This is a genomic window from Pseudomonas sp. URIL14HWK12:I12 (assembly GCF_003097135.1).
GTDB lineage: Bacteria > Pseudomonadota > Gammaproteobacteria > Pseudomonadales > Pseudomonadaceae > Aquipseudomonas.
Genome location: NZ_QEQL01000001.1, coordinates 23,557 through 39,363 on the forward strand (window position 1 = coordinate 23,557; position 15,807 = coordinate 39,363).

A 15,807-nucleotide genomic window follows, 5' to 3' on the forward strand; every position below is an offset into this window, starting at 1 on the left:
CTGGTCGCTTTCGGTCAACGTCAAAGAATGAAACCCGTAATGGCAGGCGCCTGGGCGCCCGGCAACCGTGGTTCAGACTTCGTCGGGGGTGCGCAAGTTGGTGACCGCGATACGTTGTTCGCGGCGCTGTTCCCGTTGCGAAGGCATGTCGGCACGGTAGATGCCTTGATCGCCCACTACCCAGGACAACGGGCGGCGCTCCTGGCCAATGGATTCCTGCAGCAACATCAAGCCTTGCAAGAACGCCTCAGGGCGAGGAGGGCAACCAGGCACATACACGTCGACGGGTAGGAATTTGTCCACGCCCTGAACGACCGAATAGATGTCGTACATGCCACCGGAGTTGGCGCACGACCCCATGGAAATGACCCACTTGGGCTCAAGCATCTGCTCATATAGACGCTGGATGATTGGCGCCATCTTGATGAAGCAGGTGCCAGCCACGACCATGAAGTCTGCCTGGCGTGGCGATGCCCGGATCACTTCGGCGCCAAAGCGCGCAATGTCGTGAGGCGCGGTGAAGGCCGTGGTCATTTCCACATAGCAGCACGAGAGGCCAAAGTTGTAGGGCCACAGCGAGTTCTTGCGCCCCCAGTTGACCGCGCCACTGAGCACGTCGGAGAGTTTCCCCATGAAGACGTTCTTGTGGACTTGGTCTTCCAAGGGGTCGGCTACGGTTTCCCGATCGCCGATGGGGTATTGCTCGTTCGGAGCATCCGGATCGATGCGAGTAAGGTTGTATTGCATTGCCAAAGCCTCATTGTTTGAGCTTCGCCTGCCGCTTGCGACGACCTTCGGGTGCCCAATCGAGCGCCCCCACTCGCCAAAGGTAGACAAGACCTGCCAACAGAATTGCTATGAATATGAAAGCTTCAGCAAAGCCGGCCCACCCGCTCTCACGGACCGAGACGGACCAGGCGAAGAGGAACAGGGCTTCGATGTCAAAGATCACGAACAGCATCGCGACCAGATAGAATTTTGCGGAGAGGCGCAGGCGGGCGCTGCCTACAGGCAGCATGCCGGATTCGAACGGCTCGTTCTTGGCACGGCCCCATGCCTTGCTACCCAGAATGCTGGAAAGCAGCAGCATGAATGCACACAGCCCGGCGACACCCAGGAGGAAGATGGCAAAGCCCCAGTTATGGGCCAGAAATCCTGCTGAAGGGGTCATGCTGAAATCCTTAACAGAGCCGGCTGCATGCCGGGTCGTTCTGTGGTTGTGTCAAAGTAGCGCAGTGACTATATGTCGCAGCTCAATGAATCAGCGGAATTCTATGAGTAAAGCCGCTGCAAGTAAATTTGCCCAATCAAATTAATTTACCGCATTGCCTCCATTCCTTTGCGCTATGAGTGCTCTAGGCCCCGGCTGGCGGGCCTTTGGGCTCATTGGCCAAGAGCAGTGCGCCAATACAGCAATAACCAAATAAGTGAAATTCAAATGATAATTGATCGCGTATGGGTATTGTTATTGTTTGCCTCGATATCCTCTTCGTGACTATAGACCGCAGGCGTTTATAAGCGATCCTTCTTTCGTATTTGTTGGGCTAGATCAAAGTTCCGGTGCCCACTGCTAGTAAAAAAGCCATGGCGCCGGCAGGGCCGGGCCATGGCTTCTACTGCTGATTGCTCTGCCGCTATCAGCACGGAACGTCAGTGAAACTGTTCCTCTTCGGTCGAGCCTTTAAGGGCAGTCACCGAAGAGCTTCCGCCCTGGATCACGGTGGTCATGTCGTCGAAGTAACCAGTGCCTACCTCTTGCTGGTGGGCCACGAACGTGTAGCCTCGCTGGGCGTCGGCGAACTCTTGTTCCTGCAGCTTCACGTAGGCTGTCATGTCATTGCGTGCGTAGTCATAGGCCAGGTTGAACATCCCGTGCCACATGTTGTGGATGCCGGCCAGGGTGATGAACTGGTGCTTGTAGCCCATCGCCGAAAGCTCACGCTGGAATTTGGCGATCGTTGCGTCATCGAGGTTCTTCTTCCAGTTGAAGGACGGCGAGCAGTTGTAGGAAAGGATCTGGTCCGGGTACTCCTTCTTGATCGCCTCAGCGAAGCGGCGTGCCTCGTCGAGGTCGGGCTTGGCGGTTTCGCACCACACCATATCGGCATAGGGGGCATACGCCAGCCCGCGGGCAATAGCCTGGTCCAGGCCGGCGCGCACTTTGTAGAAGCCCTCAGGGGTACGTTGGCCAGTGACGAATGGCTGATCGTAAGGGTCGCAGTCGCTGGTCAGCAGGTCTGCCGCGTTGGCATCGGTGCGGGCGAGGATAATGGTCGGAACACCGGCCACATCGGCGGCCAGACGCGCTGCTACCAGTTTTTGCACGGCCTCCTGGGTCGGCACCAGAACTTTCCCGCCCATGTGCCCACATTTTTTTACCGAAGCGAGCTGGTCTTCGAAGTGAACGCCGGCGGCGCCGGCTTCGATCATGCCGCGCATCAGTTCATAGGCGTTGAGCACCCCGCCGAACCCCGCTTCTGCGTCTGCCACGATCGGCGCAAAGTAATCGATGTAGCCGTCATCGCCCGGGTTCTTGCCCGCTTTCCATTGGATCTGGTCAGCGCGCCGGAATGAGTTGTTGATGCGTTTGACCACGGTGGGGACCGAATCCACGGGATACAGGGATTGATCGGGGTACATGGATTCGGCCGAGTTATTGTCGGCCGCCACCTGCCACCCGGATAGGTAGATCGCCTGAATGCCCGCTTTAACCTGTTGCACAGCTTGGCCGCCTGTCAGCGCGCCCATGCAGTTGACGAAGTCTTTTTCAGGCCGGAACGCCGGATGGGCGCCTTGCGTAACCATCTTCCACAGCTTCTCAGCGCCGAGCCGGGCCAGTGTGTGTTCGGGCTGAACTGAGCCACGCAGCCGCACTACATCAGCGGCAGAATAGGTACGAGTGATGCCTTTCCAGCGAGGGTTTTGTGCCCAGTCTTGTTCCAGTGCCGCAATTTGTTGTTCGCGTGTCAGTGCCATGGGTTGAACCCTCTCGCATAGGTCGTGGGTGAAGTCTCCTGGCTCCGCCCCAGGGGAGGTCGAGTCCGTGTGCGACACGATGGGAACCGGTCGATCTTGACCGAGAGCAAAGAAGCAGTGGTGCCGTGAAGGTGGGTAGGGCATCAATGTAGTGCCCGCCGGTATTCACTTCATAATGGCGTAGGCTCCGCGTGGAGAGCCTTTCAATGCTTCCGTCCCTCGGGACAACTTCGTTCCAGTCACCATCCCGTCGGACCGCCTTTTGGGCCGTGCAGACGCAGCGCACTCATTAGGGTGTCAACCAGTGCGCTGGAGGCCCCTTTCGGGGCCCCTGATCAGCGGGAGCGGGGCCATCATGCCTAGAGAGAAAGGGCGCCGTCAAACGTTTTGTAGTGAAAAAACTAATGCACTACAACGAAAGTCGGAGATGACTAGGTAGTCAGGCTGAGGCCCGTAAGTCGGGGGTTCTAGTCGAGGGCGTCGACCTTCACGCGCAAGGTCATATCGTCTCGCCCGGCCGTGCCATACCGCTGCGCCCAACCGTTCTGGTCAGCCTGGCTGTAACCATTACTGCCTGCGACCGTGATCCATTGGCCAAGGGGGCCGCTGATCTGCGTCCCCGTGCTCTGTACATTGATCACATCGGGCCGCTCCTGGCTGAGGCTGTCGTTGTTCGTATTCAGGCTCAAGTGCACGATGTTGCCCGTTACGCTGGCGGTTACATAAAAGCCGCGCGTTACATTGCGATATTGGGTGTCGGTTTCGACGCGCCCGTAGTTGTCGGTCCGCATATTGGTGAGCGGGACGCTCTGGCCCATTTGAATCAGTGCTGGCACGCCCTCGCTGGCTTGAACCTGCTGCACGCCGCCGCTGCGGTTGGCCGTGCCGTACCGAATCACTCGGCCCTGGCTTCCGTTATTGAGCGTATAGCCGCTGGCGTCTTGATGGTTGCTGTCAGTGGTGTCGACGCTGATCAACAAGCGTCTTGCCGGCCGGTCTATGCGCTCCAACAGGGCAGTAAGCGCTTCGATTCGATCGGGCTCGGCATTGACGATCAACTGGTTTCCATACGCTTGAACGTTGCCTTCGCGGCCCAGAAACTGCTGGGCAACGGGCAGCACGTCAGCACTGGTTCGGTAGTGCAGTTCCAGCACTTGGGTGGCAGCTTGCACTTGGCAGGCTGCGGCCAGGCTCAAAGCGGCGAGGAGGGGGCGTAGCGGCATGGCTGTGGTACTCCGCGGAAGGGCTCCGCGAAGTATGGCTCAGCCATGCGCTGCGGTCAGCTGCGCAAAATCATCTCGACGTGAGCGATCCCGGCTTCGACGAACTCATCACTGATGACCTCGAAGCCATGCCGCTGGTAGAACGCACTGGCCTGTACCTGTGCTGTGAGCGTTGGCTGCTCGATGCCGCGCCGGCGCGCTTCGGCGACCAGCGCGGCGAGCAGGGCCTCGCCGCCCTTGAGCCCACGCCAATCCTTGAGCACCGACACCCTGCCAATTTCACCTTGGGCGGTCAGGCGTGCAGTGCCCACTGCGAAATCGCCTTCGCAAGCCAGCACGTGAACGGCATCGTCGTCTTCGCCGTCCCATTCCTGCTCGGCCGGCACGGCCTGCTCGGTAACGAACACCGCTTCACGAATACGGCGGATGTCACTGTAGTCGCGGTGCCAATCGGCAACCCGCACGCTGATCTTATTCATCGATGGCAAATCCCAGGCTTCCCTGCTCGATCAGCTGAGTGATGAGCACTACCGCTTCGTCATTGGCCAGCCAGCCCTGAAGGTTGTCTTGGTGCAAGGCATCAGCGCTGCATAGCAACTTGAGCAACTCGCGCAGCTCAGGCGCTAGCAGACGGCTCTGGCCACTGGCGAAAAGGGTCACGTACCCGTCCATTTCAGCCCAGGCCAGGCGCGCGCTGGGGTTACGGATCAGAATCGCCCCTTCGGCCAAGGCATCAAGCAGTTCCTGCGGCGGCAGCGCCTCGCCAGTGACAAGCTCAGGGTAACGGGGCTCGGTCATGAATTGCCCGAACCAGGTCAGTAACAGATGATCATCGTTCATGTGCTGGGCGATGAGCGCCTTCAGGCGCACCAGCGCATCCTGTTGGATCATGCCCGGGTCGACTGCGGGCAACGCATCGGCATCGCTGTACCGCTCCTCGTCAGGGATGAACTGGCCAAGAAAGTCGGTGAAGTGAGTCAGCACTTCACTGGCGCTAGGCGCTCGGAACCCCACGCTGTAGGTCATGCACTCATCAACGGCAATGCCGTAGTGGGCCAGGCGCGGTGGCAGGTAAAGCATATCGCCCGGTTCAAGAGTGAATTCATCGGACTGTTCGAAACCGTCAAGAATCCGCAGGTCGGTGTGGGGCAGTAGGGGGCTCTGGTGATCGCACATCTGCCCCAGCTTCCAGGTACGGCGGCCATGGCCCTGCAGCAGGAAGACGTCGTAGTTGTCGAAGTGCGGCCCAACGCCCCCGCCGGGAGCAGCGTAGCTCACCATGACGTCGTCGATGCGCCAGGTGGGCAGGAAGCGGAACGGCTCGAGCAGGCTGTTCACTTCCGGTACGAATTGATCGACAGCTTGAACCAGCAGGGTCCAGTCACGCGCGGGCAGGCTGGCGAAGGTGTCCTCGTTGAACGGGCCTCGGCGCAGCTCCCAGGGTTGGTCGCCTTGCTCAAGTACGATACGTGACTCGACCTCGTCCTCCAGCGCCAGGCCCGCGAGCTCATCGGGTTCTAGTGGGTTCTGGAAATCGGGGAAGGCCTGGCGGATAAGCAAAGGCTTCTTCTGCCAGTAGTCGCGCAGAAATTGCTGCGCGGTCAGGCCGCCGAGAACTTCAAGTGGAGTGTCATGAGTCATATTCAAGCCATTGAAAAATAGTATTTATTTAGCGCAATGAAAAACGCCCGGCCTAGGCCGGGCGTTGGCGGCAGGCCGGCGTCAGATACGCTTGGCCTGCGCTGCGGCATTGCCTATGTAGTTGGCTGGCGTCAGTTGCTTGAGCTCGGCCTTGGCGGCGGCTGGCATGTCCAGGCTGTCGATGAAGCTTTGCAGGGCTTGCGGGCTGATGCCCTTGCCGCGCGTGAGCTCCTTGAGCTTCTCGTAAGGGTTTTCGATGTTATAGCGGCGCATCACCGTCTGGATGGGCTCGGCCAGCACTTCCCAGCAGGCGTCCAGATCTTCGGCCAAGCGGGCAGCGTTGATTTCCAGCTTGCCAATGCCCTTGAGGCTGGCCTCATAGGCGATAACGCTGTGCGCGAAACCTACGCCGAGGTTGCGCAGCACGGTCGAGTCAGTGAGGTCGCGTTGCCAGCGGGAGATCGGCAGCTTGCTCGCCAGGTGCTGGAACAGCGCATTGGCGATGCCCAGGTTACCTTCGGAGTTTTCGAAATCGATGGGGTTGACCTTGTGCGGCATGGTCGAGGAGCCGATTTCGCCGGCCACCGTGCGCTGCTTGAAGTAGCCCAAGGAGATGTAGCCCCACACGTCACGGTCAAAGTCGATCAGGATGGTGTTGAAGCGTGCGATCGCGTCGAACAGCTCGGCGATGTAGTCGTGCGGTTCGATCTGGGTGGTGTAGGGGTTGAAGGTCAGCCCCAGCTCGCCTTCGATGAAGGTACGCGCGTTGGCTTCCCAGTCGATGTCAGGGTATGCCGAGAGATGAGCGTTGTAATTGCCCACCGCTCCGTTGATCTTGCCCAGCAGCGGTACCGCCGCCACCTGGGTGATCTGCCGCTCAAGTCGATAGACCACATTTGCCAGCTCTTTACCCAGGGTGGTCGGGGAGGCGGGCTGGCCGTGGGTGCGAGAAAGCATGGGCACTTCGGCGAAGCGGATGGCCAGTTCGCGAATGGCACCGGCGATCTGGCGCATCAATGGGAGCAGAACGGTATCACGGCCCTCACGCAGCATCAGCGCGTGGGAGAGGTTGTTGATGTCCTCGCTGGTGCAGGCGAAATGGATGAATTCGCTGACTTTGGCCAGTTCCGGCAGCTTGGCGGCCTGCTCCTTGAGCAGGTACTCGATGGCCTTGACGTCGTGATTGGTGGTGCGTTCGATTTCCTTGACACGCTCGGCGTGCTCAAGCGCGAAGTCGTTGGCCAGCGCGTCGAGCAGGGCGTTGGCCTCGCTGCTGAACGGTGCCACTTCCGGGACGTTGGGGTGTGCCGCCAGGCGTTGCAGCCAGCGCACTTCGACCAGGGCGCGGAAACGGATGAGCCCGTATTCGCTGAAAATGGTGCGCAGGGCCTGGGTTTTGCCGGCATAACGGCCGTCTACAGGGGAAACCGCAGTGAGCGAGGAAAGCTGCATGGGGTGTTCTCGGACAGTCGGGCTACGAAAAGGGCGCACAGCATACACGAAGCGGCCAAAACATGCGCAGGAAAAGGACGGGCGCGGCTTCAGGCGCTGCCTTGGCGCATCACTGAATACAGCTCGCGCAACAGCTTTCGCCGGCTGACCAGCAGCTGCCAGCGGGTGCCCCCAAGTTGCCGCCAAAGGCGGGCGCAACGGATGCCCGCCAACAGCAGCGCACGGATTTTCGACGCGTTGCTAGGCTGCTGCAAATGGCGCATGTCGCCCTGGACCTGGATGCGCTGGCGCAAGGTGCTGAGGGTGTCTTGATAAAGCGCGCCGCTGGCGGCGACAACGTTCTCGTGCACCAAGCCGAAATGCTCCACCTGCGACTGGATCTGGGGCAGGCGCCGGCCGATCAGCTCCAGCATCTCGCTGCGCTTGGCCAACTGACGCTCCAGGCCGATCATCGACAGCGCATAACGCAGCGGCTCACGTTGCAGTGCGCCGGGGTCTCGCTCCAGCGCGCCCGCCAGTGCGCCATAGCCTTCGCGAAGCTGGCGGTCGGTGCCTCCGAATACCTCTAGGGTGTCTTTAGGGTCGCGCACTAGCAGGCTGCCCAGCAGGCAGGCCAAGTCTGCTTCGGCGACCTGGCCGGTCTTGGCGATCCGGTCAACCAGAACGGCAGCGTGAAACACTCCGCCCAGTGCGATCAGTTGTTCCCGGGTCGAGCCGCTCATGACTGAGCCTCGGTCGACTCGATGACGCCGCCGCCAAGGCAGACCTCCCCATCGTAGAACACCACGGATTGCCCAGGCGTCACTGCACGTTGGGGCTCGTCGAAGACGACGCGATAGCCCTCGGCGTGCTGTTCCACCGTACAGGGTTGGTCGCCTTGGCGATAGCGGACCTTGGCTGCGAGCCGGCGCGGCTCAGACAAATCGACCGGGTTGACCCACCAGATCGTCGAGGCATGCAGCGCATGGGAGAACAGCAGCGGGTGCTCGTTGCCCTGGCCGACCACCAGCACGTTGCGCGCAACGTCCTTGGCCACCACGTACCACGGCTCATCACCTGCGTCTTTCATGCCGCCGATGCCCAGGCCCTGACGCTGGCCGAGGGTGTGGTACATCAGGCCATGGTGCTGGCCGATCACCTGCCCATCGGGGGTGTGGATCTCGCCAGGCTGGGCAGGCAGGTACTGCTTGAGGAAGTCGCTGAAGCGCCTTTCACCGATGAAGCAGATACCGGTGGAGTCCTTTTTCTTCGCCGTAGCCAGGCCGTGACGCTCGGCGATCGCACGCACCTCCGGTTTTTCCAGTTCGCCGACCGGGAAAAGCGTGCGGGCGATCTGGGCGCCGCCCACGGCGTGCAGGAAATAGCTCTGGTCCTTGTTTGGGTCCAGGCCCTTGAGCAATTCGGTAACACCCCCTTGATCACGTCGGCGCACGTAGTGGCCGGTAGCGATCAGGTCAGCGCCCAGGCTCAGCGCATAGTCGAGGAAAGCCTTGAACTTGATCTCCCGGTTGCAGAGGATGTCCGGGTTGGGTGTGCGACCGGCCCGGTATTCCTCAAGGAAATGCTCGAATACGTTGTCCCAGTACTCGGCAGCGAAATTGGCGGTATGCAGGTGGATACCGATGCGGTCGCACACCGCCTGCGCATCGGCAAGGTCCTCGCGCGCGGTGCAGTATTCGGTGCCGTCGTCCTCTTCCCAGTTCTTCATGAACAGCCCCTCGACCTGGTAGCCCTGTTCCATCAGCAGCAAGGCGGAAACGGAGGAGTCGACGCCGCCGGACATGCCGACGATCACGCGCGTGTGTTTCGGGTCGGGAAGGGAGGAAGCGGACATAGACTGGGCAAAAGGCTCTGGGATGGAAGGACGCGGATTCTAGCAGGTCGGCGGCGCCATGGAAAAACGCTTAGTCACGCACCACTTCCAGTGCATAGTGGCCTCCTTGAAGGTAGTCATCGATGCAACGCAGCACCAGCTCGCTGCGCCAGCGGCCAGGCTCTGCAGCAAGCTGATCGCGCGTCATCCAATGGGTACGCAGGATGTCGGCATCCAGCGGGCGCTCCGGGTGGTGGCGCAGCGGCCGGGCACTGAAGCAAACCCGTTGATAGGTCACGCCGTTGCTTGGGGCGGTATAAAGGTAAATCCCTGTAACGCCCGTCAGCTCGATCTCCCAGCCGGTTTCTTCCAGGGTTTCCCGCAATGCGGCCTGGCGCAGCGTTTCATTGGCTTCCAAGTGCCCTGCGGGTTGATTCAGCACGTCTCGGCCGGCCTTGTGCTCTTCGACAAACAGAAAACGCTCGCCGTCTTGGACCAGTGTTGCGACGGTGACATGGGGTTGCCAGCGCATGTAATACCTCCAGAAAAAGAAAACCCCGGTGCGTGGCCGGGGTTTTCTGTTCAGCGTGTGATTACTTCAGCGATGCAATCGTAGCGTTCAAGGTAGCGCTTGGGCGCATGACCTTGGCAGCGGCCTGCGGGTCGGCGAAGTAGTAACCGTCGATATCGACTGGTTTGCCTTGGACGGCGCCCAGCTCGGCAACGATCTTTTCTTCGTTGTCGGCCAGTGCCTTGGCCAGGGGGGCGAACAGCTCGGCGATAGCGGCGTCGTCCTTCTGCTCGGCCAAGGCCTGGGCCCAGTAAGTGGCCAGGTAGAAATGGCTGCCCCGGTTATCGATGCCGCCGACCTTGCGCGAGGGCGACTTGTTGTTGTCCAGGAATTGGCCGGTGGCTTTGTCGAGCGCAGCGGCCAGCACTTTGGCCTTGGCGTTGTTGTTCAGCTCGCCCAGATGTTCCAGCGAAGCGGCCAAAGCCAGGAATTCGCCCAGCGAGTCCCAACGCAGGAAGTTCTCCTCCACCAGTTGCTGCACGTGTTTGGGGGCCGAACCGCCGGCGCCGGTCTCGAACAGGCCGCCACCGTTCATCAGGGGCACGATCGACAGCATCTTGGCGCTGGTGCCCAGCTCCATGATCGGGAACAGGTCGGTGAGGTAGTCACGCAATACGTTGCCAGTCACCGAGATGGTGTCCTTGCCGGCGCGGATGCGCTCCAGCGACAGGGCCATGGCCTTGACTGGGGGCAATACGCGGATGTCGAGGCCGCTGGTGTCGTGGTCCTTGAGGTATTTCTCGACTTTGGCGATGACCTGCGCGTCATGGGCGCGGGCCGGGTCGAGCCAGAACACCGCCGGGGTGCCGGAGAGGCGCGAGCGGTTGACGGCAAGCTTCACCCAGTCCTGGATCGGCGCATCTTTGGTTTGGCACATGCGGAAGATGTCGCCCGCCTCGACCTTCTGCTCCATCAGCACCTTGCCACCGGCGTCGGTCACGCGAACCACGCCATCGGCTGCAACCTGGAAGGTCTTGTCGTGAGAGCCGTATTCCTCGGCCTTCTGAGCCATCAGCCCGACGTTCGGCACGCTGCCCATGGTGGTGGGGTCGAAGGCGCCATGCTGCTTGCAGTCTTCGATCACCGCCTGGTAGATGGTGGCGTAGCAACGATCAGGGATGATCGCCTTGGCGTCCTGCAGCTCGCCGGCAGCGTTCCACATGCGGCCGGAGTCGCGGATCATTGCCGGCATCGAGGCGTCGACGATTACATCGCTGGGCACGTGCAGGTTGGTGATGCCTTTGTCGGAGTTGACCATTGCCAGTGCCGGGCGATCGGCATACACGGCTTTGATGTCGGCTTCGATGGCCTCACGCTGGTCGGCCGATAGCTTCTGCACGGTGGCATAGAGGTCACCGATGCCATTGTTGGGGTTGAAGCCAGCCTGTTGCAGCGCAGCTGAGTGTTTGGCCAGGGCTGGGCCGTAGAACTCTTCAACGATCTGACCAAACATGATGGGGTCTGAGACTTTCATCATGGTAGCTTTCAGGTGCACCGAAAACAGTACGCCCTTGGCCTTGGCATCGGTGATCTGCTCGGCGATGAAGGCGCGCAGCGCATTTTTGCTCAGCACAGCCGAGTCGATGATCTCGCCGGCCAGGACCTTGGTTTTTTCCTTCAGCACCGTGCTGGTGCCATCAGCGGCGATCAGTTCGATCTTGACGCTGGAGTCGGCCTCGATCAGCGCAGCCTGTTCGCTGCCGTAAAAGTCGCCACTTTCCATATGAGAAACGTGGGATTTGGAATCCGAGGCCCACGCGCCCATCTTGTGCGGGTGTTTGCGTGCGTAATTCTTGACCGATAGCGGTGCACGGCGGTCGGAGTTGCCTTCGCGCAGAACCGGGTTCACAGCACTGCCCTTGACCTTGTCGTACCGGGCGCGGGCATCTTTTTCGGCGTCGGTGGTGGCGTTGTCCGGGTAGTCCGGAATGTTGTAGCCCTTGGCCTGCAGCTCTTTGATCGCTGCCTTGAGCTGCGGCACGGATGCGCTGATGTTGGGGAGCTTGATGATATTGGCTTCTGGGGTAGTAGCAAGTTGCCCCAATTCGGCCAGGTGGTCGCTTACAGCCTTGTCGCCCAGTTGCTCGGGGAAGCTCGCCAGGATGCGCCCGGCCAGGGAAATATCACGCGTCTCGACCTCGATGCCGGCGCAGGCGGTGAACGCCTCGATGATCGGCAGCAGGGAGTAGGTGGCCAGGGCGGGGGCTTCGTCGGTGAAGGTGTAGATGATTTTCGAACGGGTGGGCATACGGGTTAACTCTCTTTTTTGCTGAGCATGCCAGGCGACTCGAGTTGCGCAGGGTAGGCGCTTCCGGGTGAGGCCGGGGCCGCAGAGGGAAGTCGAGGTCGCTTCGCGTTGATGGTGAGTGCATCAGTCGAGCGTCAAGTGGCCAGGCCGTGATAGCGGCGAAACCTGATGAAACGAATGAGCCGGCGGGCGGTGATGCTGGGTGCGGGGCGTGTGCCCTGCGACATTATGACCCGGCGGTCACTGGCGGAGTATATCAAACCTTGGGTCTTAAGCATCAAGACCAAAGATGGAGGGGAGGGGGAGGAAAAGGGCGCGCAGGATAGACATGGCCGGGACGCTGCCCCGCAGAGTGCGGTGGAACCGGTCATCGCCGGTCTAAGGAAGAGTGGTGCGCTGTGTCAGGCGGTGGCCTGCTCCTGTACATCCGCCGGAGTGCTCACTGCCTCGAGCTGCGCCTGGATATTCACTGCGTGAAGTCCTTTGGGCCCTTGGACCGTGTCGAACTGCACCGGCTGGCCAGCCTTCAGGGTTTTGTACCCTTCCATCTGAATGGCCGAGTAATGGGCGAACAGATCTTCTGTTTTACCGTCTTCATTAACGAAGCCGTAGCCCTTGGCATTGTTGAACCACTTGACTTTGCCCTTTCGCATGCCCATATCCCTCTGCAAGCACCCCATCGATGGGGTATCATCCAACGGTCTCTGGCGCCAAAAAAATTTTGTTTGACGCCATGGACCTTTATTCCCCAATGTGGGTTCTACTGTTTGTAACACCGTTTTGCCGATAGTCAAGGTCAGGCGGCGGCCGAATTTGAACCTTAAAACACTCGTCTACCCACTACCTGAATTCGCTGAACGATGAATCGTCCTTTCATGCATGCAACCAACACGACTCGACTAGCCTCCAATCAGGACGACCCGTTGTCCGACGAGGAGGGCGGCGCCGGCGTCGCGGTCGAGGAGTCCAAGCCATTGCTGCAGGCCCCGCCGATGTACAAGGTGGTGCTGTTCAATGATGACTACACGCCGATGGATTTTGTCGTGGAGATCCTGGAAACGTTCTTCAACCTTCACCGCGAGCTCGCTACCAAGGTAATGCTGACCGTGCATACCGAGGGGCGCGCAGTATGTGGGGTGTACACCCGGGATATCGCCGAAACCAAAGCCATGCAGGTCAATCAATACGCCAGGGAAAGCCAGCATCCGCTACTCTGTGAAATCGAGAAGGACGGTTAAACGCCGACCAGTTGGGTATGAGGTGAAGCCATGTTAAACCGCGAGCTCGAAGTCACCCTCAACCTGGCCTTCAAGGAGGCCCGCTCGAAACGGCATGAATTCATGACCGTCGAGCACCTTCTGCTGGCCTTGTTGGACAATGAGGCGGCCGCGACCGTGCTACGTGCGTGCGGCGCCAACCTCGACAAGCTCAAGCACGACCTGCAAGAGTTTATCGATTCCACTACACCTCTGATCCCAGTACACGACGAAGATCGCGAAACCCAGCCTACCCTGGGCTTCCAGCGCGTGCTGCAGCGAGCGGTATTTCACGTTCAGAGCTCTGGCAAGCGCGAAGTCACCGGCGCCAACGTGCTTGTGGCCATCTTCAGCGAGCAGGAGAGCCAGGCGGTATTTCTGCTCAAGCAGCAAAACGTTGCCCGCATCGATGTTGTGAACTATATCGCCCATGGCATTTCGAAGGTGCCCGGCGCCGGTGACCAGCCCGAAGGGGATCAGGAGATGCCAGATGACGAGGGCGGCGAAGCTTCAGGCTCCAGTAATCCACTGGACGCTTATGCCAGCAATCTGAATGAGCAGGCCCGACAGGGTCGTATCGACCCTCTGGTAGGGCGTGAAAATGAAGTAGAGCGGGTAGCCCAGATTCTTGCCCGTCGTCGCAAGAACAACCCGTTGCTGGTGGGTGAAGCTGGGGTGGGTAAAACGGCAATTGCCGAAGGCCTGGCCAAACGCATCGTTGATAGCCAGGTTCCTGATCTGCTCGCCAACAGCGTCGTATATTCGCTGGATCTGGGTGCGCTGCTGGCCGGCACCAAGTATCGCGGTGATTTCGAGAAGCGCTTCAAAGCATTGCTGGGGGAGCTGCGCAAGCGTCCTCAGGCCATCCTGTTCATTGATGAAATCCATACCATCATTGGCGCAGGCGCGGCATCGGGCGGCGTCATGGACGCCTCCAATTTGCTCAAGCCTCTGTTGTCCAGCGGGGAGATCCGTTGCATCGGCTCTACCACATTCCAGGAGTTTCGCGGCATCTTCGAAAAGGACCGCGCATTGGCGCGGCGCTTTCAGAAGGTCGATGTCAGCGAGCCTTCGGTGGAAGATACCATCGGCATTCTCCGCGGCCTCAAAGGGCGGTTCGAGCAGCACCACGAGATCGAGTACAGCGACGAGGCACTGCGTGCCGCAGCTGAGCTGGCTTCCCGGTACATCAACGACCGGCACATGCCTGACAAGGCGATCGATGTCATCGATGAGGCGGGCGCGTATCAGCGCTTGCAGCCTGTCGAGCGCCGGGTCAAGCGCATTGATGTGCCGCAGGTCGAGGACATCATTGCCAAGATTGCCCGAATTCCGCCCAAACATGTCACAACCTCTGACAAAGAGCTCCTGCGCAATCTTGAGCGTGACCTGAAGCTCACTGTGTTCGGCCAGGATGCAGCCATCGATTCTCTGGCCACTGCTATCAAGCTGTCCCGCGCCGGTCTCAAGGCGCCCGATAAGCCGGTTGGTTCGTTCCTGTTTGCTGGCCCAACGGGTGTGGGCAAGACCGAAGCTGCGCGTCAATTGGCCAAGGCTATGGGTATTGAGCTGGTGCGCTTCGACATGTCCGAGTACATGGAGCGCCATACCGTGTCTCGGCTGATCGGTGCGCCTCCGGGTTACGTGGGCTTCGATCAGGGCGGGCTGCTCACCGAGGCGATTACTAAGCAACCGCATTGTGTGTTGTTGCTCGATGAGATCGAAAAAGCGCATCCGGAAGTCTTTAACCTGCTTCTGCAGGTCATGGACCACGGTACCTTGACCGACAACAACGGGCGCAAGGCCGATTTCCGTAACGTGATCTTGATCATGACGACCAACGCTGGTGCTGAAACGGCTTCCCGGGCGTCCATCGGCTTCACGCAGCAAGATCATTCAACCGATGCGATGGAGGTTATCAAGAAGAGCTTCACGCCTGAATTCCGCAACCGTCTGGACACCATCATCCAGTTTGGTCGGCTCTCGACGGAAGTTATCAAGAGCGTGGTCGACAAGTTCCTTACGGAGCTTCAAGCGCAGCTTGAGGATAAGCGCGTGCTGCTCGACGTTTCGGACGCTGCTCGTGGATGGCTCGCTGACAAGGGTTACGACGCGCAGATGGGGGCTCGCCCCATGGCGCGGCTTATCCAGGACAAGATCAAGCGGCCGCTCGCGGAGGAGATCCTCTTCGGAGAATTGTCAGAGCACGGCGGTACGGTGCATGTAGACCTGGAGGCGGGCGAGTTGACGTTCGACTTCGAGGTCGCTGTAGAAATGGCGTAGTGCAGAGGTGCCGGGGCCTAAGCGCTCCGGCAGCTCAGCTGCAAACGAAAACGCCCGGCTCATGCCGGGCGTTTTCGTATCTGCACTGTCAGCGGGCGCGGTAGTTGATGCGGCCTTTGCTCAGGTCGTAAGGGGTCAGTTCGACACGAACCTTGTCGCCGGTGAGAATGCGGATGTAGTTCTTGCGCATCTTTCCGGAGATGTGCGCGGTAACGACGTGCCCATTTTCCAACTCCACGCGAAACATGGTGTTGGGCAGGGTGTCGACGACAGTGCCTTCCATTTCGAAGCTGTCTTCTTTCGACATGCAGTAAAACCCTCGGTGTTTTGATGGCCCGGTGCAA

At 60.0% G+C, this 15,807-nt stretch carries 15 protein-coding genes; 2 read left to right on the top strand and 13 right to left on the bottom strand.

The genetic code is table 11. The features are described from left to right. Window positions 1-72: 72 nt before the first annotated feature. From F474_RS00110 to cspD, 12 genes are all read right to left on the bottom strand, one after another. Window positions 73-747: an NADH-quinone oxidoreductase subunit B family protein gene (locus tag F474_RS00110; protein ID WP_097086240.1), complete on the bottom strand. Its 675-nt coding sequence runs from the start codon at window positions 745-747 to the stop codon at window positions 73-75. 10 nt (window positions 748-757) lie between these two features. Next, window positions 758-1,171 (bottom strand): NADH-quinone oxidoreductase subunit A, encoded by a 414-nt coding sequence (locus F474_RS00115; protein WP_097086242.1) that lies wholly within the window; start codon window positions 1,169-1,171, stop codon window positions 758-760. Between the two features lie 479 nt (window positions 1,172-1,650). Then, on the bottom strand, window positions 1,651-2,976 hold the full coding sequence (gene aceA, locus F474_RS00120; RefSeq protein ID WP_097086245.1) for an isocitrate lyase: 1,326 nt from the start codon (window positions 2,974-2,976) through the stop codon (window positions 1,651-1,653). Between the two features lie 467 nt (window positions 2,977-3,443). Further along, on the bottom strand, window positions 3,444-4,199 hold the full coding sequence (locus F474_RS00130; RefSeq protein WP_097086248.1) for a secretin N-terminal domain-containing protein: 756 nt from the start codon (window positions 4,197-4,199) through the stop codon (window positions 3,444-3,446). Between the two features lie 56 nt (window positions 4,200-4,255). Further along, window positions 4,256-4,678 (bottom strand): GNAT family N-acetyltransferase, encoded by a 423-nt coding sequence (locus F474_RS00135; RefSeq protein WP_097086250.1) that lies wholly within the window; start codon window positions 4,676-4,678, stop codon window positions 4,256-4,258. Continuing rightward, the gene (locus F474_RS00140) at window positions 4,671-5,840 is read right to left on the bottom strand and encodes a cupin domain-containing protein (protein ID WP_097086252.1); all 1,170 of its coding nucleotides are present in this window, start codon (window positions 5,838-5,840) and stop codon (window positions 4,671-4,673) included. The genes F474_RS00135 and F474_RS00140 overlap by 8 nt, the downstream gene beginning before the upstream one ends. An 81-nt stretch (window positions 5,841-5,921) precedes the next feature. After that, entirely contained in the window at window positions 5,922-7,292 is a 1,371-nt protein-coding gene (gene purB / locus F474_RS00145) for an adenylosuccinate lyase (RefSeq protein WP_097086255.1), read from the bottom strand. Window positions 7,293-7,381: 89 nt separating this feature from the next. Continuing rightward, window positions 7,382-8,014: a high frequency lysogenization protein HflD gene (gene hflD / locus F474_RS00150; RefSeq protein ID WP_097086257.1), complete on the bottom strand. Its 633-nt coding sequence runs from the start codon at window positions 8,012-8,014 to the stop codon at window positions 7,382-7,384. Further along, window positions 8,011-9,126, bottom strand: a complete 1,116-nt coding sequence (gene mnmA, locus F474_RS00155; RefSeq protein WP_097086260.1) for a tRNA 2-thiouridine(34) synthase MnmA — start codon at window positions 9,124-9,126, stop codon at window positions 8,011-8,013. The genes hflD and mnmA overlap by 4 nt, the downstream gene beginning before the upstream one ends. Before the next feature lie 70 nt (window positions 9,127-9,196). After that, window positions 9,197-9,637, bottom strand: a complete 441-nt coding sequence (locus tag F474_RS00160) for an NUDIX hydrolase (protein WP_097086263.1) — start codon at window positions 9,635-9,637, stop codon at window positions 9,197-9,199. Between the two features lie 61 nt (window positions 9,638-9,698). Further along, window positions 9,699-11,924: an NADP-dependent isocitrate dehydrogenase gene (locus F474_RS00165; protein ID WP_097086265.1), complete on the bottom strand. Its 2,226-nt coding sequence runs from the start codon at window positions 11,922-11,924 to the stop codon at window positions 9,699-9,701. 401 nt (window positions 11,925-12,325) lie between these two features. Continuing rightward, on the bottom strand, window positions 12,326-12,583 hold the full coding sequence (cspD, locus tag F474_RS00170; protein WP_097086268.1) for a cold shock domain-containing protein CspD: 258 nt from the start codon (window positions 12,581-12,583) through the stop codon (window positions 12,326-12,328). 216 nt (window positions 12,584-12,799) lie between these two features. On the opposite strand from cspD, the gene clpS reads away from it, so the two are divergent. Both clpS and clpA read left to right on the top strand, forming a co-directional pair. Beyond that, complete coding sequence (gene clpS / locus F474_RS00175; RefSeq protein WP_097086270.1) at window positions 12,800-13,162, top strand: ATP-dependent Clp protease adapter ClpS; 363 nt, start codon at window positions 12,800-12,802, stop codon at window positions 13,160-13,162. A gap of 30 nt (window positions 13,163-13,192) precedes the next feature. Further along, the gene (gene clpA, locus F474_RS00180; protein WP_097086273.1) at window positions 13,193-15,463 is read left to right on the top strand and encodes an ATP-dependent Clp protease ATP-binding subunit ClpA; all 2,271 of its coding nucleotides are present in this window, start codon (window positions 13,193-13,195) and stop codon (window positions 15,461-15,463) included. A gap of 88 nt (window positions 15,464-15,551) precedes the next feature. Here clpA and infA read toward each other — a convergent pair whose 3' ends face one another. Continuing rightward, window positions 15,552-15,770, bottom strand: coding sequence for a translation initiation factor IF-1 (infA, locus tag F474_RS00185; RefSeq protein WP_097086275.1), 219 nt, complete (start codon window positions 15,768-15,770; stop codon window positions 15,552-15,554). Window positions 15,771-15,807: the final 37 nt, after the last annotated feature.